The sequence below is a fragment of the Diaphorobacter sp. C33 genome, assembly GCF_030503915.1.
GTDB lineage: Bacteria > Pseudomonadota > Gammaproteobacteria > Burkholderiales > Burkholderiaceae_C > Diaphorobacter > Diaphorobacter nitroreducens.
Genome location: NZ_CP129980.1, coordinates 1164915 through 1184010, shown reverse-complemented (window position 1 = coordinate 1184010; position 19096 = coordinate 1164915). Strand labels below are relative to the sequence as shown.

At 66.5% G+C, this 19096-nt stretch carries 22 protein-coding genes; 8 read left to right on the top strand and 14 right to left on the bottom strand.

What is annotated here, in order from left to right; all coding sequences use genetic code 11:
- Nucleotides 1–140 precede the first annotated feature (140 nt).
- A complete protein-coding gene (locus QY917_RS05675) occupies nucleotides 141–527 on the top strand; it encodes a hypothetical protein (protein WP_123676728.1) in 387 nt (128 codons plus the stop codon).
- A gap of 71 nt (nucleotides 528–598) precedes the next feature.
- Here QY917_RS05675 and QY917_RS05670 read toward each other — a convergent pair whose 3' ends face one another.
- From QY917_RS05670 to wrbA, 3 genes are read right to left on the bottom strand one after another with little or no spacing between them, the layout of a single operon-like run.
- Entirely contained in the window at nucleotides 599–985 is a 387-nt protein-coding gene (locus tag QY917_RS05670) for a hypothetical protein (RefSeq protein WP_123676727.1), read from the bottom strand.
- Entirely contained in the window at nucleotides 972–2192 is a 1221-nt protein-coding gene (locus tag QY917_RS05665) for an MFS transporter (RefSeq protein ID WP_123676726.1), read from the bottom strand. Before QY917_RS05665 ends, QY917_RS05670 begins: the two co-directional genes overlap by 14 nt.
- Nucleotides 2189–2827, bottom strand: a complete 639-nt coding sequence (gene wrbA, locus QY917_RS05660; RefSeq protein WP_088886780.1) for an NAD(P)H:quinone oxidoreductase — start codon at nucleotides 2825–2827, stop codon at nucleotides 2189–2191. The genes QY917_RS05665 and wrbA overlap by 4 nt, the downstream gene beginning before the upstream one ends.
- A gap of 101 nt (nucleotides 2828–2928) precedes the next feature.
- Here wrbA and QY917_RS05655 point away from each other — a divergent pair, with 101 nt between their 5' ends.
- Complete coding sequence (locus tag QY917_RS05655) at nucleotides 2929–3834, top strand: LysR family transcriptional regulator (protein WP_123676725.1); 906 nt, start codon at nucleotides 2929–2931, stop codon at nucleotides 3832–3834.
- A 322-nt stretch (nucleotides 3835–4156) separates the two neighbouring features.
- Here QY917_RS05655 and mmsB read toward each other — a convergent pair whose 3' ends face one another.
- From mmsB to QY917_RS05630, 5 genes are all read right to left on the bottom strand, one after another.
- Nucleotides 4157–5044 (bottom strand): 3-hydroxyisobutyrate dehydrogenase, encoded by an 888-nt coding sequence (mmsB, locus tag QY917_RS05650; RefSeq protein ID WP_123676724.1) that lies wholly within the window; start codon nucleotides 5042–5044, stop codon nucleotides 4157–4159.
- A 93-nt stretch (nucleotides 5045–5137) separates the two neighbouring features.
- A complete protein-coding gene (locus tag QY917_RS05645; RefSeq protein ID WP_123676723.1) occupies nucleotides 5138–5542 on the bottom strand; it encodes a TfoX/Sxy family protein in 405 nt (134 codons plus the stop codon).
- Between the two features lie 69 nt (nucleotides 5543–5611).
- Nucleotides 5612–6778: an acyl-CoA dehydrogenase family protein gene (locus QY917_RS05640; protein ID WP_015913338.1), complete on the bottom strand. Its 1167-nt coding sequence runs from the start codon at nucleotides 6776–6778 to the stop codon at nucleotides 5612–5614.
- Between the two features lie 26 nt (nucleotides 6779–6804).
- On the bottom strand, nucleotides 6805–7233 hold the full coding sequence (locus QY917_RS05635) for a lysozyme inhibitor LprI family protein (RefSeq protein ID WP_123676722.1): 429 nt from the start codon (nucleotides 7231–7233) through the stop codon (nucleotides 6805–6807).
- Nucleotides 7234–7271: 38 nt separating this feature from the next.
- Nucleotides 7272–8795 carry a CoA-acylating methylmalonate-semialdehyde dehydrogenase gene (locus QY917_RS05630; protein WP_123676721.1) on the bottom strand — a complete coding sequence of 508 codons (1524 nt, stop codon included), beginning with the start codon at nucleotides 8793–8795 and terminating at the stop codon, nucleotides 7272–7274.
- Between the two features lie 156 nt (nucleotides 8796–8951).
- Between QY917_RS05630 and QY917_RS05625 the strand changes: the two genes are divergently transcribed.
- A complete protein-coding gene (locus QY917_RS05625) occupies nucleotides 8952–9863 on the top strand; it encodes a LysR family transcriptional regulator (RefSeq protein WP_103737656.1) in 912 nt (303 codons plus the stop codon).
- 69 nt (nucleotides 9864–9932) lie between these two features.
- Here the strand turns inward: QY917_RS05625 and QY917_RS05620 are convergent, their stop codons facing one another.
- The 5 genes from QY917_RS05620 to QY917_RS05600 form a co-directional block, all read right to left on the bottom strand.
- Nucleotides 9933–10721, bottom strand: coding sequence for a hypothetical protein (locus tag QY917_RS05620; RefSeq protein WP_123676720.1), 789 nt, complete (start codon nucleotides 10719–10721; stop codon nucleotides 9933–9935).
- 46 nt (nucleotides 10722–10767) lie between these two features.
- Nucleotides 10768–10938 carry a hypothetical protein gene (locus QY917_RS05615; RefSeq protein WP_162844569.1) on the bottom strand — a complete coding sequence of 57 codons (171 nt, stop codon included), beginning with the start codon at nucleotides 10936–10938 and terminating at the stop codon, nucleotides 10768–10770.
- Nucleotides 10939–11093: 155 nt separating this feature from the next.
- Nucleotides 11094–12107 (bottom strand): SDR family oxidoreductase, encoded by a 1014-nt coding sequence (locus tag QY917_RS05610; RefSeq protein WP_123676719.1) that lies wholly within the window; start codon nucleotides 12105–12107, stop codon nucleotides 11094–11096.
- A 223-nt stretch (nucleotides 12108–12330) separates the two neighbouring features.
- Nucleotides 12331–12606: a KGG domain-containing protein gene (locus QY917_RS05605; RefSeq protein WP_287740579.1), complete on the bottom strand. Its 276-nt coding sequence runs from the start codon at nucleotides 12604–12606 to the stop codon at nucleotides 12331–12333.
- Between the two features lie 146 nt (nucleotides 12607–12752).
- The gene (locus tag QY917_RS05600) at nucleotides 12753–13331 is read right to left on the bottom strand and encodes a hypothetical protein (protein WP_015913346.1); all 579 of its coding nucleotides are present in this window, start codon (nucleotides 13329–13331) and stop codon (nucleotides 12753–12755) included.
- Between the two features lie 371 nt (nucleotides 13332–13702).
- On the opposite strand from QY917_RS05600, the gene QY917_RS05595 reads away from it, so the two are divergent.
- Entirely contained in the window at nucleotides 13703–13939 is a 237-nt protein-coding gene (locus QY917_RS05595) for a hypothetical protein (RefSeq protein ID WP_015913347.1), read from the top strand.
- 28 nt (nucleotides 13940–13967) lie between these two features.
- A complete protein-coding gene (locus QY917_RS05590; protein ID WP_123676718.1) occupies nucleotides 13968–14441 on the top strand; it encodes a CBS domain-containing protein in 474 nt (157 codons plus the stop codon).
- Nucleotides 14442–14499: 58 nt separating this feature from the next.
- On the opposite strand, the gene QY917_RS05585 is transcribed toward QY917_RS05590, so the two are convergent.
- Entirely contained in the window at nucleotides 14500–14658 is a 159-nt protein-coding gene (locus tag QY917_RS05585; protein WP_011805256.1) for a DUF3309 family protein, read from the bottom strand.
- 439 nt (nucleotides 14659–15097) lie between these two features.
- Here QY917_RS05585 and QY917_RS05580 point away from each other — a divergent pair, with 439 nt between their 5' ends.
- From QY917_RS05580 to QY917_RS05570, 3 genes are all read left to right on the top strand, one after another.
- Nucleotides 15098–16204 (top strand): PQQ-dependent sugar dehydrogenase, encoded by a 1107-nt coding sequence (locus QY917_RS05580; protein WP_123676717.1) that lies wholly within the window; start codon nucleotides 15098–15100, stop codon nucleotides 16202–16204.
- Between the two features lie 164 nt (nucleotides 16205–16368).
- Complete coding sequence (locus QY917_RS05575; protein WP_123676762.1) at nucleotides 16369–16974, top strand: isochorismatase family protein; 606 nt, start codon at nucleotides 16369–16371, stop codon at nucleotides 16972–16974.
- Nucleotides 16975–17194: 220 nt separating this feature from the next.
- Nucleotides 17195–19090 carry a propionate--CoA ligase gene (locus QY917_RS05570; protein WP_123676716.1) on the top strand — a complete coding sequence of 632 codons (1896 nt, stop codon included), beginning with the start codon at nucleotides 17195–17197 and terminating at the stop codon, nucleotides 19088–19090.
- The last annotated feature ends 6 nt before the right edge of the window (nucleotides 19091–19096 follow it).

Below are 19096 nucleotides of genomic sequence, written 5' to 3'. Positions count from 1 at the left end.
CGGCATTTTCATGCTGAACCATTGCGGGGTGCTTACGGCCCGCCAACGGCAACACGGGGCAATATACGCGCGTGTTGCGCCTCACGGTTCGATACACGCCCCCGGTTGCCGCGCGCCGCCGCGCCGCCACAGAATCGACCATGCACCTGCAACCCTACGAAAGCGTGAATGGCGTGCCCCTCACCGCCACGCGCGGCGACATCATCCGCGCCCACGGCCAGCCACGCAGCGAGTCGCGCAACAACGTCGACCTGACCGCGCTGGACTATGGCGACGTGGTCTACCGCTTTCAGGACAGTGGCCGCCTGGAAGAGGTGACCGCCCGCGCGGAAGCGCTGCACCTGGGCACCGTGGCCGTGCCGTTCCGTGACCTGGCCGTGTTTGTGCAATCGAGCGATGACCGGGCATTCGACCGCGCCGGGTTTCTGGTCAGCCCGCGGTACGGGATTGCCTTCGTACCGGGGGAGCCCTGCTGGGTGACGGCGCTGGCCCGCCATTGCGTACAAGAGTGGATGGCGATGGCTTGAATTTCTATCTAACCGATTGTTTTATAAAGAGTTTCGGTAGAGGAGCAAAGCCAGGGCATTGTTAGCCCGCTTCAACCAAGGCGAGAGAACCCGACAAATGCCGGCGTGAAGGAAACGCTGGCGTCACCGACTGCGTTCAGAATCCCGTCACGCACGGCTTTGCTGGCGTCGCCATAAACCTCCAAGCTGCGGATGACGCAGTACTTCATCACCCCGGCAATGCTGGGGTCAGACACTTGCCAATGGCGGAGAACCGCTTCGGAGTCTTGAAACAGCTGGAAGCTGTAGCAGAGGCCGTTCTCATCGTCGACGTAAGTCTGAACCATCAACTGGGGGGCGTGCTGATTTGCAAACTCGACCGCGTTGACGATGGCGCGCTTGAATTCGGCCACATGTTGCCGGTCAAAAGCCAGGGTATTGCGAAGAAGGATGGGGCTGGTTTGTCTATCGGTGGTCATGCGAGATTCGACTCCAAGGTGCTTCCAGGCTGCGTTCGGTTCGCGGCAGCAACCACCACGCCACCGCGACGGCCGCGAGGGCGGCGGCGGCGACCCCAGCTCCCAACGCGGGCCATCCGCCTGCTGCGGTGAGGGCGGCTGCGGCGGGTGGACCCGCGACCAGGCCCAGGTTGTTGCCCTGCATCATCATTCCCAGGGTCGCACCCACTGCATTGGGATGCGGTGCCTGTGACGGAGCCTCCGCGAAAAGCGCGGGAGGCACGATTCCAGAAATCACTGCAAAGACTACGACCAGGCCGAAACGCCATGCGGGGCCGAGCGGTGCTGTCGCCACGACCAACGCAAGCACTGCGCTGGCACCGAATGCCCAGGCCAAGGCAGAAGACGGTCGTGCCCCGTGCGCAACCAACGCCCCGCCCAGCAGGTTGCCCACTGCACCCGCGCCGATGGCAAGCGCAGTGAGCGCGTTCGCCCGAGCCGGCGAGGGCGCCAGCCCGTCCTGCAGGACGACCGGCAGCAGCCCGAACAGAGCAAACCATGCCCCGGCATAGAGCATGAACAGCAGCAGCAGGCAGATTGGCCCCCGCGCCAGCAGCGTTTGGCGCAGCAAAGCCGCGGTGCTTGCGTTGTCCCGCGCAGCCGCTACGTGGGGCGCGTGCAACGCCACGGCGCAGGCGAAGACCAGGGCGGCGGCGCTGCCCACCCACCACAGCGCGCGCCAGCCGTACAAGAGCAAGCAGGGGGACGCAAAGAGGATGAGTGCCATGCCAACCGGCATGAAGGTGCTCCAGGCACCCAACGGGCCAGAGGCGCCGCGTCCCCGCGCGATGTGTGCAATGAGGGCGGGGGCCGCCACGATCGCACCAAGGAAGCCAACGCCCTCCACGACGCGGCTTGTGATCAGCAGCACGGGGCCTTGGGCCATGGCGCCAGCGGCCGATGCGACGCCCTGCAGGAGCAGGCCGGCGATCAGTGCGCGGCGCGCGCCGAGCCGATCTGCCACCAGTCCGATGGCGATACCGAACATCGCCCCGACGACGCCGAAGGCGGACAGCAGCCACGCGGCTTGCGATAGCGGCATGGCCAGCGCCGTCTGCACAGCCTGCAACGCGGCGGGCGCCTTGCCCACCTGTACGGCCGAGACAATGCCAGCCCCGACCAGCAACAAGGTAGCGGGCCAGGGCGACGTCGGGAGCGCGCCCGTCATGCCGCTTCCCGGTGGAGCCGGCCGAGCAACAAATCATGGGTGACGCGAGCGACGTGCGCGCCCTGGAAGCGCGCGCCTTCCAGCTCGTTCGGGCTCGGCAGGCGGTTGCCACCTTCGCCATCATCGGCGATCGTCGAAGCGCCATAGGGGCTGCCTCCGGTCACTTCGTCCATGCGGTTCTGCCCCTTGAAGGTATAGGGGAGGCCGACCAGCAGCATGCCCAGGTGCAGCAGCACCACGTGCGTCGTGAGCAGCGTGGCTTCCTGACCGCCGTGCTGCGAGCCCGTGGATGTGAAGACGCTGCCTACCTTGCCGACGAGCGCGTCGCGTGCCCAGAGGCCACCGGCCTGGTCCAAGAAGTTCTTCATCTGGGCGGCCATCGTGCCAAAGCGCGTCGGCGTGCCGAACAGGATCGCGTCGTAGTCGGCCAGCTCTTCGACCCGGGCGACCGGTGCGGCCTGTTCGAGCCGATAGCCAGCCCGCTCCGCAACCGATGGAGGCACGAGTTCCGGCACGCGTTTGAGGTCGGCCTGCGCGCCCGCCTCGCGCGCACCGTCGCGCACGGCCTGCGCCAGGGTTTCGACGTGCCCGTACGAGGAGTAGTACAGAACCAGCACACGTGGACGGATAGGCATCCTGAATTCCTTTCTTTTGAGTTGGTTGTGCGACTATGGGTCCAACGTCCGATCAATGAAAGTCACATAATTTCGCTCAAAATGATCTAAAGAGTGGATCAATGATCGACGCCCTCACACTGGGTCAATTACGAACTTTTGTGGCCATCGCCGAAGCGGGCGGCTTTCGCGCCGGCGCTGCCCGCTTGCGACGAGCGCAGTCGGCCGTCAGCCACGCGGTGGCGAGCCTGGAGCAGGAGTTGGGTATTGCGCTCTTCGACCGCGACGGGCGCAGGCCGGTTTTGACGCCTGCCGGGACCGCGCTGCTAGAGGACGCACGCGCGGTGCTGCTAAAGGTGGACACCATGCGCGCTCGCGCCCAGGGCGTGAGCCAAGGGCTGGAGCTGGAGTTATCCGTCATCGTCGACACGCTGTTTCCGCTGCCCCTGGCCTGTGCCGCATTGCAGGCCGTGCACGCGCGGTATCCGAGCGTCCGTGTCCAACTGCAAGTCGCCCCGCTTGGCGGTCCACTCGACGCATTGCTCGAGGGCCGCTGTTCCGTGGCCATCACGGTCGGCAACGACCTGCACGATCCGCGGGTCAAGAAGGAGCCGCTGACGACGGTCCCGATCGTGCCCGTCGTGTCATCCAGCCACCGGCTGGGTGCGTCGCTGCGCGCGCGCAAGCGCCTGAGCGCGGACGATATTGGCGAGCACCTGCAGATCGTCCTGATCGATCCCACCCCGCTGTCAGCGAGGCGTGACTTCAATGTGCTGTCTCCCCGGACGTGGCGCGTCGGTACGCAGGAAGCGAAGCAGGCGTTAATTGAGGCGGGCGTGGGCTGGGGCCGCCTGCCCCTATGGACAGTCGAAACCGCGCTGCGCGACGCTCGACTTCTGCGACTCGTTGCCAGCAACCTCGGCCCCGCAGGGGAAGCCCGTGAACAGGCCTATGTTGCGCATCGGCGCGATCGCGTACTTGGACCAGCGGGCAGGGCTTTTCGGGAGGAGGTGCTGTGTCGTGTCTGAAATTCCTCACTACCTCTGTTTTCGGGGGTACGCTGCGACGATCTCGCGCCAAGCCGCGCGCCCCGGTCCCGCGAGACCGTACCCAAGACAACTGCATCGAAAGATGTCCGCTCCGGGTGAAGCGGGTTATTTTTCAGGATCCGTCGATGATGTCAGCGGTCCAACTCGCCCGCGTTGGGTCGAAAGAGGCCATAGATGGATGAGCACCTGCCTACTACTTGCCTAGTTTGAGATCGCAGCAAGGCACTCTGCTCAAAATAAAAAAGGCGCTGCAACGCAAGTCACAGCGCCTTTTTGCAGAAGGCATGCCGGAAAGCCTGCTTCAGCCCTTCTTTTGCACCATCTTGATCACGCTGGAGAAATCCTCCCCCCCGTGCCCCGCAATGCTGTGCGCCGCGTAGATTGCGCGCGCCATGCCGCCGAGCGGGGTGCTGGCCTTGGTGGCGATGGCGTTTTCCTGGGCCAGACCCAAATCTTTCAGCATCAGGTCGGTGCCAAAGCCGCCCGCGTAGCCCTTGCTGGCGGGGGCGTTCTCGTGCACGCCGGGGAAGGGGTTGTACTTTTCCAGCGCCCAGTTGCCGCCGGAGCTGCGGCGCATGATCTCAGACAGCACCTTGGGGTCCAGGCCGTTGGCTACCCCCAAGGCGATGGCTTCGCTGGTGCCCACCATCAGGATGCCCAGCAGCATGTTGTTGCAGATCTTGGCTGTCTGGCCCGCGCCCACGGCGCCGGCGTGGAAGATGTTGGCGCCCATTTTTTCCAGCAGGGGGCGTGCGCGCTGCAGTTGCGCGTCGGTGCCGCCCACCATGAAGGTGAGGGAGCCGGCGATGGCGCCGCCCGTGCCACCCGATACGGGTGCGTCGATGAAGTCGATGCCCAGGGCTTCAGCGGCCTTGGCGACCTTCTGGCTGGTGGCGGCGGCGATGGTGGAGCTGTCGATCACCAGCGTGCCCTTGGCAATGCTGGCCAGCAGGTTGCCGTTGCCCAGGAACAGGCCTTCCACGTGTTGGCTGGCGGGCAGCATGGTAACGACGGCCTCAGCGCCCTGCACGGCGTCTTGCGCGCTCGCGGCGACCTGCAGGCCCTCGGCCTTGATCTTGGCCAGGGCGTCCTGGCTCAGATCGAAGGCCTTCACGCTGTGGCCGGCCTTGTGCAGGTTGATGGCCATGGGCGCGCCCATGTTGCCCAGCCCGATGAATGCGATTTGCATGGTGGTTGTCTCCTGTGGTGTGTGATGGGAACTATGGTTTTGATAGCTGCTAGCGCTTTATGGGTAAGCGTTACAGGGCAAAAATGCCTGAAATCATGATCGCGTGCCCTTGCTGCTGCTTGTGGCTGCCTTCGCCCGCCGGGGCGAGGCCTTGGCAAGCGGGTTGAAGGCGAGGGCGGTGTCAATCCAGTGCTCCCACTGGGCGCGCGTGGCGTAGGCAGCGGGCTCCAGCCAGAAGTAGCCGGCCATGCCGCCACGCGGGTCCAGTTCGCGCACGCCGGGGGTTTCGGCGGTTGCATCGTGCTGCTGCGGCGGCAGGCGCACCAACAGCTCTTCGCCCTTCACGCCCAGGCAGAGTTTGCCGTCCACCATGAAGGCGTGGCAGCCAAAGAGCGTGCGCTCCTCTACCTCCACCTGTGCGTTCAGCCGCTCGCCCAGTGCGTCGCGCACGGCGGCGATCAGGTGCAGCGCTTCGTCGGACAGGGGGCGAGCAGGCATGGTGGGTATCGAGTCAAATAGGCCTTTAGCGCTTATCTGTCCAGCGCAGGCAGCTATGGTTTTTGAATGTCAACGGATCACCTCCGGCGCGTCGCCGTCCAGCATGCGCCGGCCGATGATGACGCGCATGATCTCGTTGGTGCCTTCCAGGATCTGGTGCACGCGCGCGTCGCGCAGCAGGCGCTCCAGCGGGTATTCGCGGATGTAGCCGTAGCCGCCGTGCAGTTGCAGCGCCTCGTTCACCACGGTAAAGCCCACGTCGGTGGCAAAGCGCTTGGCCATGGCGCAGTAGGTGGAGGCATCGCGCGCGCCGGCGTCGAGTTTGCTGGCGGCCAGCCGCACCATCTGGCGCGCAGCCACCAGCTCGGTGGCCATGTCGGCCAGCTTGAATTGCAGCGCCTGGAAGCTGGCGATGGGCTTGCCGAACTGCTTGCGGTCCTGCATGTAGCGCTGGGCGTGTTGCAGTGCGCCTTGCGCGGCGCCGACCGAGCAGGTGGCGATGTTGATGCGCCCGCCGTCCAGCCCCTTCATGGCGATCTTGAAGCCTTCGCCTTCCTGGCCCAGCAGGTGGTTGGCGGGGATGCGCACGTTGTCAAAGCTGATCTGGCGCGTGGGCTGGCTGTTCCAGCCCATCTTTTCTTCCTTCTTGCCGTAGTGGATGCCGGGCAGGTTCGCGGGTACGGCAAAGGCGCTGATGCCGCCGGCGCCGGATTGCGCGTCGCCGGTGCGTGCCATGAGCACCAGCACGTCGGTGCTGCCCGCACCGCTGATGAAGGCCTTGCTGCCGTTGATGACGTACTCGTTGCCGACCAGCTCCGCGCGCGTCTTGATGGAGGCGGCGTCGGACCCCGCGCCGGGTTCGGTCAGGCAGTAGCTGGCGAGCTTTTGCCCGCTGGTGAGTGCCTCGCCCCATTCGGCGCGCACGGCATCCGTGGCCCAGGTGCCCAGCATCCAGGTGGCCATGTTGTGGATGGTGATGAAGGCGGTGGTGCTGGGGTCCACGGCCGCCAGTTCCTCGAACACCAGCGTGGCGTCCAGGCGCGGCAGGGCCAGGCCACCGGCGCTCTCGGGCGCGTACAGGCCGCAAAAGCCCAGTTCGCCCGCACGGCAAATAGCCTCGCGGGGGAAGATGCCCTGCGCATCCCACTCGGCGGCGTGGGGCGCCAGCTCCGCCTGGGCGAACTGGCGCGCGGTGTCGGCAAAAGCGCGCTGGTCTTCGCTGAGTTCAAAGTCCATGGCGGTGTCTCCTTCTCTTATGTGTCTTATGGCTTGTTCGTCGTGGGCTGCGGCGCCTCGCCATGGTGCAGCCAGTGCATCAGGGCATCGCGCCGCGCCTGGGTATGGACCGTCAGGCAGTCGTGGTACAGCCGCGGCCATTCGGGGCGGGACTCCGCCGCGCGCTGCGCCTGCTTGCACTGCGCGGCGCGCGTGCGCTGCCAGGCGGCGTGGTCCTGGCGCAGGGCAGGGCGTTCATGGGCCGACAGGGCACGCATCACATCGCCATACAGAATCTGAGTGGCGGTGTCCGCCTCCTGGTAGCGCTGCACGGCGCAGGCGTTGGTCTCATCCACCGTGCCACCGGGGCGGCAGGCAGCGCCGGCCTGCGCCTGTGCCTGCGTGGCAGCCAACAGGGCGCACGCAGCGGCCAGGGTGCGCAGGCGGGCGGCATGGGGTCTCACGCATCGTGTCATGCCTGTGATTTCACCATGCGCGCACCGCGCGGCGCCGCTTACTTCAGGCTGATGGTGGTGTTCACGCCGTGGCTGGTGGTGCTGTCGTCAAACCAGCGCGCCGTGACGGTCTTGGTCTGCGTGTAGAACAGCACCACCTGCTTGCCGTAGGGGCCCAGGTCGCCGAGCTTGGAGGCGCGGCTGCCGGTGAACGAGAACAGCGGCACGGGCACGGGGATCGGCACGTTGATGCCCACCTGGCCCACGTCGATGTCTTCCTGGAACTTGCGCGCGGCAGCGCCGGACTGCGTGAAGATGGCCGTGCCGTTGCCGTTGGGGTTGGCGTTGATGAACTCGATGGCCTCGTCGATGTCCTCGGCGCCGGCCAGGCACAGCACGGGGCCGAAGATTTCCTGGTCGTACACGCTCATGCCGGGCTTCACACCGCTGAAGATCGTGGGGCCGACGAAGTTGCCCTTGTCGTAGCCCGGCACCTGGGGCTTGCGGCCGTCCAGTTCCAGCGTGGCACCGTCGGCAATGCCGCGCTCGATCAGGCCCTCGACGCGCGACAGCGCGGCGCAGCTCACCAGCGGGCCCACGTCGGTGCCGGGTTCGGTGCCGGCGGACACCTTCAGCGTCTTGGCCTTCTCGACCAGCTCGGGGATCCAGTTGCGCGCCTCGCCCACCAGCACGGCGACCGACAGGGCCATGCAGCGCTGGCCGGCCGCACCGAAGGCGGCGCCGGCCAGGGCGTTCAGCGTCTGCTCCTTGTTGGCGTCAGGCATGACGATGGCGTGGTTCTTCGCACCCATCATGCATTGCACGCGCTTGCCGTTGAGGCTGGCGCGGTTGTACACATGGGTGCCCACCTTGGTGGAGCCCACGAAGCTGATGGCCTTGATGTCCGGGTGGTCGCAGATGGCGTTCACGGCGTCTTCGCCGCCATGCACCACGTTCAGCACGCCGGCGGGGATGCCGGCCTCCAGCGCCAGTTCGCACAGGCGCATGGTGACCATGGGGTCCTGCTCGGACGGCTTGAGCACGAAGGTGTTGCCCGTGGCGATGGCCATGGGGAACATCCACAGCGGGATCATGGCGGGGAAGTTGAACGGCGTGATGCCGGCGCACACGCCCAGCGGCTGCATGATGGAATAGGTGTCCACGCCGTTGGCCACGTTGTTGGCCAGCTCGCCCAGCTGCAGCGTGCCGATGTTGGCAGCGTGCTCCACCACTTCCAGGCCGCGGAACACGTCGCCTTCGGCGTCGGGCAGGGTCTTGCCCTGTTCGGCCGTCAGCAGGGCGGCCAGTTCCTTCATGTTCTCGCGAATGAGCTGCTGCAGCTTCAGGAAGATGCGTGCGCGCGTGCCGATGGGGGTCTTCTTCCAGGTCTTGAAGGCTTCCTTGGCGGAGGCCACGGCGGCGTTGATCTCGTCGGGCGTGGCGAAGGGCACGCGCGCCAGCACCTGCTGCGTGGCGGGGTTCACCACGTCGCGCCACTGGGTGGTCTTGGACTCGACGAACTGGCCGCCGATCAGCAGCTTGACGGTGGGGGCCTTCACGGCCTGGGAGGTGGATGCGTCCATGGTTGTCTCCTGGGGTCCTGGGGTGGTCTGCAATGAAGCCGGCACGGCAAGTGCCGACTTGGCATGGGCTGCATCGTAGTTGTGCGAAATTGCGTAGGCAATAGACAATCACGCACCTTGGCTTTGCAAATTTGCACATCACCGCAGAGGAGCCACATGGATTGGGACAATTTGCGCTACTTTCTGGAGCTGGCGCGCACCGGCACGCTGGCAGGGGCCGCGCGCCGCACCGGTGTGGAACACACGACAGTGGCGCGGCGCATCCAGGCGCTGGAAAAACAGATGGGTGCGCCGCTGTTCGCCCGCGAGGCAGCGGGACACCGGTTGACGGAAACCGGCCGCCACCTGCTGCCCGCCGTCGAGGCCATGGAGGCCGCCGTGCTGGGGGTGGAGCGCGCATCGCCCGCCAACTCGCCGGGCGCGGGCCCCTCCGGACTGGTGCGCGTGGGTGCCACCGAGGGTTTTGGCACCGTGGTGCTGGCGCCGCACCTGGCGCGGCTCACACAGAAGCACCCGCACTTGTCCATCGACCTGCTGGCTCTGCCGCGCATGCTGCACCTGAGCCGGCGCGAGGCGGACATCGTGATCTCCCTGGAGCGGCCCAAGCGCGGCTCGGTGATCGTCACCAAACTCGCCGACTACACCCTGCGTCTCTACGGCCAGCGCGAGTACCTGGCGCGCAGACCGCTGGTGGCCAAGCGTGAAGACCTGCGCCACCACGCCTTCATCAGCTACGTGGACGATCTGCTGTTCACAAAAGAGCTGCAGTTCATCGACCAGCTCTACCCGCCCGAGCGTTTTGCGCTGCGCAGCACCAGCATCACCGCGCAGTACGAGGCCGTGCGCGCCGGCGCGGGCCTGGCCGTGCTGCCCGCGTTCCTGGCCGACCGTGACCCTGTACTTGCGCGCGTGCTGCCCCACGAGGCCGAGTTCACACGCACCTTCTGGATGAGCATGCCGGCCGAGGCCAAGCACCTGGCGCGCATGCAGGCGGTGTGGGCCTTCCTGAAAGACGTGGGCCAGCGCGAGGCGGCATCGCTGGTCCCAGGTAAACCAGCGGCAGGCTAGGGCACGCTGAGGCATACAGAAAAAGGCCCCCGCATGCGGGGGCCTTGCGGACCAGGGGATCAGCGAGGATCAACCCTGTTCTTTGTTCTTGCCCGACGTGCCCTGGCTGGATGAGGTAGCGCTGTTGCTTCCGCTGCTCTTTTGCCCGGCGCCGCCGCGCGAGGTGCGCCAGGTGTTGAAGTCATCGGCAAACTTCTCATAGCGCTCCTTGCGCCAGGAGTCGTAGTCGTCATCCAATTGGCGCAATTGGTCCTGGCGCCACTGGTGGTAGTCGGGGTCGTTCTGAAAGCGTCCGCGCTGCTCTCCGCCCGTGCCGGAGTACTGCGAACCAAAGTCCGCGTCGCGATGGCCTTCATAACCTTGGCCTTGGGAGCCGTACCCCTGCGAACCGTACCCCCCGTAGCCGCTCTGACCCACGCCCCCCTGGGCGCCATAGCCTTGAGCGCCGCGGTAGCCGCGGCCGTACGAGCCCTGCATCGGGTTGTTGCCGCCATACATACCCTGCTGCTGCCCGCCTGCGCCAAAGTCGCCGCCATAGCCGGCACCGCCCTGGTAGCCCTGGCCTGATCGCGACCCTGCGCGGAAGTCGCTGTCATAACCCGCCTCGTAGCGGTCGCGGTAGTTTTCCTCATAAGGGCGCTGCTGTTGCATGCCCTGGTAGTCGCCGGCCCACTCGCGCTGGGAGCGCTGGGAGCCGCTGCCTTCCTGGCCATAGGATGCATAGCGCTCCCGGTCGTCCCCGCCGCGGTAGCCGCCGCCTTGCTGGGATTCGCGCCCGCCGCGGCCCATGCGATTGTCATGATCGTCACGGCTGCGGTCTTGGCGGTAATTGCGTTCGTCGTTGTCTCGGTATGCCATTGCGTACTCCTGAAAAAAAGGGGTGGAAGAGGGGGGCTGAAAACGCTCAGCGCTGCTTCGAACTGCGGTTGGATGAACCGCTTTTCACATTCGAATCGCCTTGCGATCGCGTGGAGTTCTGGCCGCTGGCGGTGGCGCCACCCTGGCGGCTCTGGCTCTTGCGCTGGTTCGAGTTCTCCGTGTACTGGTTGTGGCCTTGCGGGTTGTTGTTGGGCATCGATTTCTCCTGAAGTGGTGGTGTGAAGGGCGCACAAAACCTGATGTGCGTGATTCATTCTTCGGTTGCGGTGTACGCGGGTCGGTAGGACCGGTCCTATCGGCGGGTAGGTGCCCTGCGCTGACTGGAAACACAGCGCATGGGCATCAGACGCATCAGGCGCCGTCTCCCGCATTGCCGGTAATGGGCAGCACGATCCCGGTGATGTAGCTGGAGCAGCACGGCGCTGCCAGGAACACGTAGGCCGGAGAAATCTCCTCGGGCTGTGCCGGCCGGCCCAGGTGCGTCTTCTCGCCGAAGTGAACGATGTCCTCGGACGATTGGTCCGCCGGGTTCAGCGGCGTCCATACCGGCCCCGGGGCCACCGCATTCACGCGGATGCCCTTTTCCGCCAGGTTGTGTGCGAGGGCTTTGGTGAAGGCATGGATGGCCCCCTTGGTGGCCGAATAGTCCAGCAGCTTCTTGCTGCCCCGCAGGCCGGTGACGGAGCCGGTATTGATGATCGCGTCGCCGCGCGACAAGTGCGGCAGCGCGGCCGTGGCCATGTGGAAGTAGCCGTAGATGTTCGTGCGGAAGGTTTCGTCCAGCCGTTCCTCGGTGATGTCCGTCAGCGATTCGGCGTGTTCCTGGAACGCGGCGTTGTTCACCAGGATGTTCAGCTTGCCGAGCTGGGCCACGGCCTGCTTCACCGCGTCGCGGCAAAAAGCCGCGTCTTTCACGTCACCCCGAATGACCAAGCATTGACGGCCCTCCGCCTGCACCAGGCGGGCGGTCTCCTGCGCGTCCTGGTCGGCGCTCAGGTAAACGATGGCGACGTCGGCACCCTCGCGGGCAAACAGCAGCGCGACCGCGCGGCCAATGCCGGAGTCGCCCCCCGTGATCAGGGCCGCCATGCCCTGCAGTTTGCCGCTGCCCTTGTAGTGGGGCGCGTCGAAACGGGGCTGGAGCTCCATGGCATGTTCGTGCCCGGGCTTTTGCAGATGCTGCTCCGGCATGGGCGGAACGGGCTCCTCGCGGCCCGGGCCGGGTGCCGCCTTCTGCGATTGCTGGGTGTCGCCTGAGGACTTGGTGGCGTCTTTTTGGTCTTGCTGCTGTTGTATGTCCCGCTGTTGTTGCTGGGTCTCGTCGGCGGTGGGCGAGGAGGGCGTCTGGCTGGCCGGTGTATTCATGAGAAGGCTCCGTGGAAGGTTCAGAAAGAGAGAGGACTGCTGCTCAGCCCAGGGATTTCCAGTGGGGAAGTTCGGGATCGGGGCAAAGCGGCGCGATGTGGCAATGACGGGCGGCGGTTTCCATGGCGTTGGCTCCTGCATAAAAAGTGGCTGACATGACCGGCTGAAAACCACAGGGCCGGGCACGCGCCATGGCGGGCCCGGCCCTGCTGGCCAGTGCGCGTCAGCGGTCGCTGCTGCGGCGAGGGCTGCTCTGGCCGGCGCCGCGGGAAGCGTGGGTGCCCCCATGGCTCTTGGCGCCTGCTGCGCGTGCCTCGGCGGAGGTGAATTCGTGTGCATTGCCCGAGGCATGGGCCGCGCGCCCGCCTTGCGAGGCCGTCTCGCGCCGGCGCTCGGGGTCCATGCAGGCAAATCCCCGCCCGCCCTGGCTGCTGGCCTGGGGCGGGGTGCCGGCGCGCTGATCTCGGCTGGCGGGACGTTGGGAGGTATGGCTGGGCATGCGTAAGCTCCTGCGTGAAGGGGGAAATGAACAAGCGGCGAAAGTGACTCGCTGCCAATTCACTCTAGGCCGCAGGATTTGCATGCAAAGGTAAGAAGATTCTGACGGAGAGGTCGGAATCGGTTGCGCTGGGGCCGTGGTGGCGCTTACCCCTTGGCGGGCTGGCCGCCACTTTCTGCGGTGGGCGCGTCGGCCTCCGCTGCAATGCGCAGCTCTGCGGGCGGCAGCAGGGCGAGGTGGTCGTTGCTGACCACGGGAATGAACCCCAGCGCACCCCGCTGCTTGTGAAAGGGTGTGGAGAACTTGGCTTCGATGAGCGCGGTTACCTTCTGAAAGAAGGCGAGGTGCGGCGGGTCTCCATACGCCATCTCCGTCTGGTTCCAGCGCACACGCCATTGGTTGCGCACGCGCTGCACGCCGATGCGCACATGCTCATCCAGACATCCGTGGTTCATCTTGAAGACGATCGTGAGACCGAAGTAGATGAAGCCATCGTCCCCCGGCTGCAATCGGGGCGAGAGGGTGGTTCCCTCGTCCTTCATGCGCTCCAGATTTTCATTCAACACGTGGAACTCAATGTCCGCCGACCGCGCGCCCAGGTATTCGATGTACTCCACGCGCATGTGCTCCGCGAACACGCGGCATTCCTCCTTGTAGCGCCCATATTCCGAGCACCATTGCGAGGCTTTGGCTTGCAGTTGTTCGAAGATGGGAGGACTGCTCATACGGGGCTCCTCATCCAGGGATCATGGTATGTGACGGCGGGCGCGGACGGCCCGCCCCGGCACGCGGAATCCGCGGTGGACGGCGCCGCCGCGGTGTATTCAGCAGGAGCAAGGGCTGTCCGGTAGAGCGCCGTCCTTGAAGGGTCCGCATCGATCCACTCTGCGCCTGGGAAAAATGCCCGGCTGTAGGACAAGGGCAGAAATAGGGCAGGCCCCTCATCGCTTGGGCGTCGCATCCTGCCCAAGTCGGCAGTACCGCCCAGCCACGCATTGCGCAGGCGCGCCTTCCCCGGTACGGCGGCTGGTCCTACAGCCCGGCGCCTGCGCGTTTTCCACACTGAAGGCCAATCCGTTGCAAGAAAGGACTTCCCATGGCCAAGCAGTGCGAAACCTGCGGCAATACCTACGACCGCACGTTCGATGTGATTCTGGACGGCAAGCCGCACACCTTCGACAGCTTTGAGTGCGCTATTTCGCGCCTGGCGCCGCGGTGCGGGCACTGCGAGGTGCCGATCATCGGCCACGGCGTGCAGGCGGGAGAGCGCATCTTCTGCTGCAACCATTGCGCCGAGGCCACGGGTGTCCAAGTCTTGCGCGATCGCGCCTGACCCTTGTCTTTCATGAATGGAGTGAGCTATGCAGAAAGTTTCTGATGTGATGACCCGCGGGATCCGCACCATGGCACCCGACGACACCCTCACCACCGCCGCGCAGGCCATGCGCGAATTGAATGTGGGAGCCTTGCCGGTGTGCGATGGCGAGCGCCTGGTGGGCATGGTGACGGACCGCGACATGGTGCTGCGCGGCCTGGCCGAAGAGCGCACCCACTCGCGCCTGAACGAGGTCATGTCCCGCGAGGTGTACTACTGCTACGAAGACCAGCCCGTGGACGAAGCCATCGCGTCAATGCGCGACATGCAGGTGCGCCGGCTGCCCGTGGTGGACCGTGATCAGCGGCTGGTGGGTATCGTGTCGCTGGGCGACGTGGCCACCAACGTGGACGAGCGCCAGTCCGGCACGGCGATCCGCGACATCTCCAGTCCTTCGGAGCCTGACCGGCGCAGCCAATCGGCCGCCAGTGGCGCCGCGGGCGGCGGCCAGACCTCGTGACGACACACGGCCGCGCCCACGGCGGCCCTCGCCACAGCGGGGCGCAGGCCCCGCTTTTTTATATGCGCCCCATCAGCAGCAGGATGAGCACGATCACCACCACCAGCCCGACACCACCGCCCGGACCGTAGCCCCAGGAACGGCTGTACCCCCAGGTCGGCAGCACGCCGATCAGGATCAGCACCAGGATGATGAGCAGCAGGAGGGAAATCGACATGGTTTTTCCTTTCGTTGGCAACGCGGGCATCGCGTGGCCTCATCGTGCGGGCGCTGGGGGCGCGCGCAGCTAAGCAGGCGGCGCATGGTGTGGTCAGGCAGCATGCCGAGCGGGCTGTAGGCCAAGGCCCCGCTCTTGCCTGGACAGTAGCCGGCGCTTCGCTGCCGGCTGCGCGGGCCGCCGCGTGCGGGTTCGCTGAAGGATGGGTTTGCCTGTGCGGCCCGGCCGCGCACAATGCACATGCCATGGTGTCAACGCGGCGCCATGGCCCTCCGCGTAGCCCCGCGTGCCGCATGCAGAGCCCGCTGGCGCAGCACCATGACAGCACCCACGGTTGATCCCAGGAATCTTTCCCATGAACTCTGTGCCAAAAGTGCCTGCAAGCCACACTGGAAGAGCGCTAGCAGCTATTATTAACATAGCATTGACCGCTGCCGCCATGCTGGCGGGCGGCGAGGCGCTTTCCCAGGAGGTCGCACCCGTCCCCCCCGTGCCCGCGCGCGGTGAGGCGTCGGCGGAGGTAGTGGCTTCGGGCCTGAGCCATCCGTGGGGCCTGGCCTTCTTGCCGGGCGGGCGCTTCCTCGTCACCGAGCGGCCCGGCCGCCTGCGCGTGGTAGAGGCTGACGGGCGCCTGGGGCCGCCGCTGGCCGGGTTGCCACAAGTGGCGGCGGGCGGGCAGGGCGGCCTGCTGGATGTGATCACCGATGCGGACTTCGCGCGCAACCGGCGCATCTTCTTTTGCTACTCCGAACCCGCACCAAAGGGCGGCGGCAACAGCACGGCCCTGGCCAGCGCCACGCTGGCGCCGGACGCGGCGGCGCTGCAGGACGTGAAAGTGCTCTTCAGCCAGCGTCCCAAGGTGGCGAGCCAGTTGCACTTTGGCTGCCGCATCGTGCAGGCGCCGGACGGCCATCTGTTTCTCACCCTGGGCGAGCGCTACGGCCGCAAGGAGGACGCCCAGCGCCTGGACAACCACCTGGGCAAGGTCGTGCGCATAGCGCCCACGGGCGGCGCGGCGCCTGGCAACCCGCTGGCGGGCCGCGCGGGCGCGCTGCCGGAGATCTGGAGTTGGGGCCACCGCAACCCCCAGGGAGCGGCCTGGGGGCCAGACGGCCGGCTGTGGATCCATGAGCACGGCGCGCAAGGGGGCGACGAGATCAACCGCCCCGAAGCAGGCCGCAACTACGGCTGGCCGGTGATCACCTATGGCGAAAACTATGGCGGCGGCAAGATCGGCGAGGGCACGGCCAAGGCCGGCATGGAGCAGCCGCTGCATTACTGGGTGCCGTCGATCGCGCCGTCGGGGATGGCCTTTCTCACCAGCGACCGGTACGGCACGGCCTGGAAGGGGAGCCTGTTCGTGGGTTCTCTCAAGTTCGCACGGCTGCACCGGCTGGAGTTGCAGGGCGCGCAGGTGGTGCGCGACGAGTACCTGCTGGACGGCCTGGGCGCGCGCATCCGCGACGTGCGCCAGGGGCCGGACGGTTGGTTGTACTTGCTCACCGACAGCCCGGACGGGCAGTTGCTGCGCCTGAGGCAACGTTGAACACGCCAGCGCGAGGGCGAGCCGCGGTGCGGGACCGGCTGCGAGGGGGCATCCCCTGTGCCCGAATCGGGACATGCGGCGCACGGGGAACTTGCGCGCTGTTGCCCCGCTGCTACCCGTAGCGCCTGCGACAATGACCGCCCGACTGAACAACGATGACCGCCATGCTGCTTGACGCCTCCGAATCCCAACTCGTTCTCGTGGATTACCAGGAACGCCTGATGCCCGCCATCTTCGAGGCAGAAGCCGTGCTGGCCAACGCGCGCAGGCTGGCGCAGATTGCCAGGCTGATGGACGTGCCGGTGTGGGGCACGGAGCAAAACCCTTCGCGCCTGGGACCCAACGACGCCGCGTTGCGCGCGCTGTGCCAGCGCACCTTGTCCAAGATGCACTTCAGCGCCACCGAGGAGGGCCTGGGCGAGTGGCTGCGCCCGCCCGCCAAGCCCCAGGGCGGCAATGCGCGCAGCCTGCCCAAGCACCTGCAAAAGGGCCGCGAGCCCCAGGCGCCGGAGCGCGCCAGCATCGTGGTGGCCGGCTGCGAGGCCCATGTCTGCCTGCTGCAGACGGCGCTCGATCTGCTGGAGGATGAATTCGAGGTGTGGGTGGTGACGGACGCCTGCAGCTCGCGCACGGAGCGCAACCGCGACGCCGCCTTCGACCGACTGGCCGGCGCCGGCGCCGAGCTGGTAACCACCGAGATGGTGGCCTTCGAGTGGCTGCGCAGCTGCGAGCACCCGGCATTCAAGGAGATGCTGGCCTTGATAAAATAGGTCTCTGAGGCACACCCACCAAGCGCTAGCAGCTATGAATAGTGAAGCACGAAGGTGGGCCGAGCATAGAAGGGGCGGCAAGCGCCGCGTCAGCGACTGCGTCAAGGACCGCGTCTGCGACCGCGTCAGCTTCCCGCAAGCGCGGCATGAATAATTATGAATTTTGGATAACCACCGACCCGCGCCACGTCGGCGCGGAGGATTCCAAGGAGACAGCACCATGGCCGCCGACTATGCCGAGTTCTACCGCCGCTCCATCGACGAGCGCGACGCCTTCTGGGCCGAGCAGGCTCGCCTGATCGACTGGCAGCAGCCGCCGCAGCAGATCTGCGACTGGAGCAACCCGCCGTTCGCCAAGTGGTTCGTGGGCGGCACCACCAACCTGTGCCACAACGCGGTGGACCGCCACCTGACAGAGCGCCCGCTGCAAAACGCGCTGGTGGCCATCTCCACCGAAACCGATACCGAGCGCGCCTATACCTACGCCGAACTGCACCAGGAAGTGCAGCGCATGGCCGCCAGCCTGCAGACGCTGGGCGTGCGCCAGGGCGACCGCGTGCTGATCTACATGCCCATGATTGCCGAGGCGGCGTTCGCCATGCTGGCGTGCGCGCGCATCGGGGCCATCCATTCGGTGGTGTTCGGCGGGTTCGCGTCGTCGTCGCTGGCTTCGCGCATCGAGGACGCCGAGCCCACGGTGATCGTGAGCGCCGATGCGGGCTCGCGCGGCGGCAAGGTGGTGCCCTACAAGCCGCTGCTGGACGAGGCCATCGAACTGTCGGCCCACAAGCCCGCGGCCGTGCTGCTGGTGGACCGGGGCCTCGCGCCCGCCGCCATGCGCGCGGGCCGCGACCACGACTGGGCGGCACTGCGCGCGCGGCACATGGATGCACAGGTGCCCTGCATCTGGGTGGACGCCACGCAGCCCAGCTACACCCTGTACACCAGCGGCACCACCGGCAAGCCCAAGGGCGTGCAGCGCGACACGGGCGGCTACACCGTGGCGCTGGCGTCCAGCATGCGCCACATCTTCGAGGCACAGCCGGGCGACACCTATTTCTGTACCAGCGACATCGGCTGGGTGGTGGGCCACAGCTACATCATCTACGGCCCGCTGATTGCCGGCATGACCACCATCCTGTACGAAGGCCTGCCGGTGCGGCCCGACGCGGGCATCTGGTGGAGCATCGTCGAGAAATACCGGGTCACGCACATGTTCTCGGCCCCCACGGCGGTGCGCGTGCTCAAGAAGCAAGACCCGGCCTACCTGAAGAAATACGACATCCGCAGCCTGAAGGCGCTGTGGCTGGCAGGCGAGCCCCTGGACGAGCCCACGGCGCAGTGGATCAGCGACGCGCTGCAGGTGCCCATCATCGACAACTACTGGCAGACCGAGACCGGCTGGCCCATCCTCACGCTGTGCAACGGCGTGCAGAAGCAAACCTCGCGCTTCGGCAGCCCGGGCAAGGCCGTGTACGGCTACAACGTCCAGCTGATCGACGAGGCCACGGGCGAGGAACTGACCCAGCCCAACCAGAAGGGCGTGGTGGCCATCGAGGGGCCGCTGCCCCCTGGCTGCCTGCAGACCGTGTGGCGCAACGATGATCGCTTCGTCAACACCTACTGGAAGAGCATTCCCGGCCGGCTGGTCTACAGCACGTTTGACTGGGGCATCCGCGATGCCGACGGCTACTACTTCATCCTGGGCCGCACCGACGACGTGATCAACGTGGCCGGCCACCGCCTGGGCACGCGCGAGATCGAGGAATGCATCGCCGGCCACCCCAATGTGGCCGAGGTGGCCGTGGTGGGCGTGGCCGACGCGCTGAAAGGCCAAGTCGCGATGGCCTTCGCGGTGCCGCGCGATGCCTCTGGCCTCACCGACGAGGCCGCGCGCCTGAAGCTGGAAGGCGAGGTGATGAAGCAGGTCGATACCCAACTGGGCGCCGTGGCCCGCCCGGCGCGCGTGCTGTTCGTGACGATGCTGCCCAAGACCCGCAGCGGCAAGCTGCTGCGCCGCGCCCTGCAGGCCGTGGCCGAGCGCCGCGACACGGGCGACCTGACCACCATGGAAGACCCCGTGGCACTGCAGCAGATCAAGGAACTGCTGGGCTGACGCGCG

Excerpts from the sequence above, each read along its gene's own strand:
- QY917_RS05570 (WP_123676716.1), top strand. The coding sequence starts at position 17,195 with ATGGCCGCCGACTATGCCGAGTTCTACCGCCGCTCCATCGACGAGCGC.
- QY917_RS05665 (WP_123676726.1), bottom strand. The coding sequence starts at position 2,192 with ATGACGGGCGCGCTCCCGACGTCGCCCTGGCCCGCTACCTTGTTGCTG.
- mmsB (WP_123676724.1), bottom strand. The coding sequence starts at position 5,044 with ATGCAAATCGCATTCATCGGGCTGGGCAACATGGGCGCGCCCATGGCC.
- QY917_RS05575 (WP_123676762.1), top strand. The coding sequence starts at position 16,369 with ATGCTGCTTGACGCCTCCGAATCCCAACTCGTTCTCGTGGATTACCAG.
- QY917_RS05640 (WP_015913338.1), bottom strand. The coding sequence starts at position 6,778 with ATGGACTTTGAACTCAGCGAAGACCAGCGCGCTTTTGCCGACACCGCG.
- QY917_RS05610 (WP_123676719.1), bottom strand. The coding sequence starts at position 12,107 with ATGAATACACCGGCCAGCCAGACGCCCTCCTCGCCCACCGCCGACGAG.
- QY917_RS05630 (WP_123676721.1), bottom strand. The coding sequence starts at position 8,795 with ATGGACGCATCCACCTCCCAGGCCGTGAAGGCCCCCACCGTCAAGCTG.
- QY917_RS05590 (WP_123676718.1), top strand. The coding sequence starts at position 13,968 with ATGCAGAAAGTTTCTGATGTGATGACCCGCGGGATCCGCACCATGGCA.
- QY917_RS05580 (WP_123676717.1), top strand. The coding sequence starts at position 15,098 with ATGCTGGCGGGCGGCGAGGCGCTTTCCCAGGAGGTCGCACCCGTCCCC.
- QY917_RS05605 (WP_287740579.1), bottom strand. The coding sequence starts at position 12,606 with ATGCCCAGCCATACCTCCCAACGTCCCGCCAGCCGAGATCAGCGCGCC.
- QY917_RS05670 (WP_123676727.1), bottom strand. The coding sequence starts at position 985 with ATGACCACCGATAGACAAACCAGCCCCATCCTTCTTCGCAATACCCTG.
- QY917_RS05595 (WP_015913347.1), top strand. The coding sequence starts at position 13,703 with ATGGCCAAGCAGTGCGAAACCTGCGGCAATACCTACGACCGCACGTTC.
- QY917_RS05600 (WP_015913346.1), bottom strand. The coding sequence starts at position 13,331 with ATGAGCAGTCCTCCCATCTTCGAACAACTGCAAGCCAAAGCCTCGCAA.
- QY917_RS05615 (WP_162844569.1), bottom strand. The coding sequence starts at position 10,938 with ATGCCCAACAACAACCCGCAAGGCCACAACCAGTACACGGAGAACTCG.
- QY917_RS05620 (WP_123676720.1), bottom strand. The coding sequence starts at position 10,721 with ATGGCATACCGAGACAACGACGAACGCAATTACCGCCAAGACCGCAGC.
- QY917_RS05675 (WP_123676728.1), top strand. The coding sequence starts at position 141 with ATGCACCTGCAACCCTACGAAAGCGTGAATGGCGTGCCCCTCACCGCC.
- QY917_RS05625 (WP_103737656.1), top strand. The coding sequence starts at position 8,952 with ATGGATTGGGACAATTTGCGCTACTTTCTGGAGCTGGCGCGCACCGGC.
- wrbA (WP_088886780.1), bottom strand. The coding sequence starts at position 2,827 with ATGCCTATCCGTCCACGTGTGCTGGTTCTGTACTACTCCTCGTACGGG.
- QY917_RS05635 (WP_123676722.1), bottom strand. The coding sequence starts at position 7,233 with ATGACACGATGCGTGAGACCCCATGCCGCCCGCCTGCGCACCCTGGCC.
- QY917_RS05655 (WP_123676725.1), top strand. The coding sequence starts at position 2,929 with ATGATCGACGCCCTCACACTGGGTCAATTACGAACTTTTGTGGCCATC.
- QY917_RS05645 (WP_123676723.1), bottom strand. The coding sequence starts at position 5,542 with ATGCCTGCTCGCCCCCTGTCCGACGAAGCGCTGCACCTGATCGCCGCC.
- QY917_RS05585 (WP_011805256.1), bottom strand. The coding sequence starts at position 14,658 with ATGTCGATTTCCCTCCTGCTGCTCATCATCCTGGTGCTGATCCTGATC.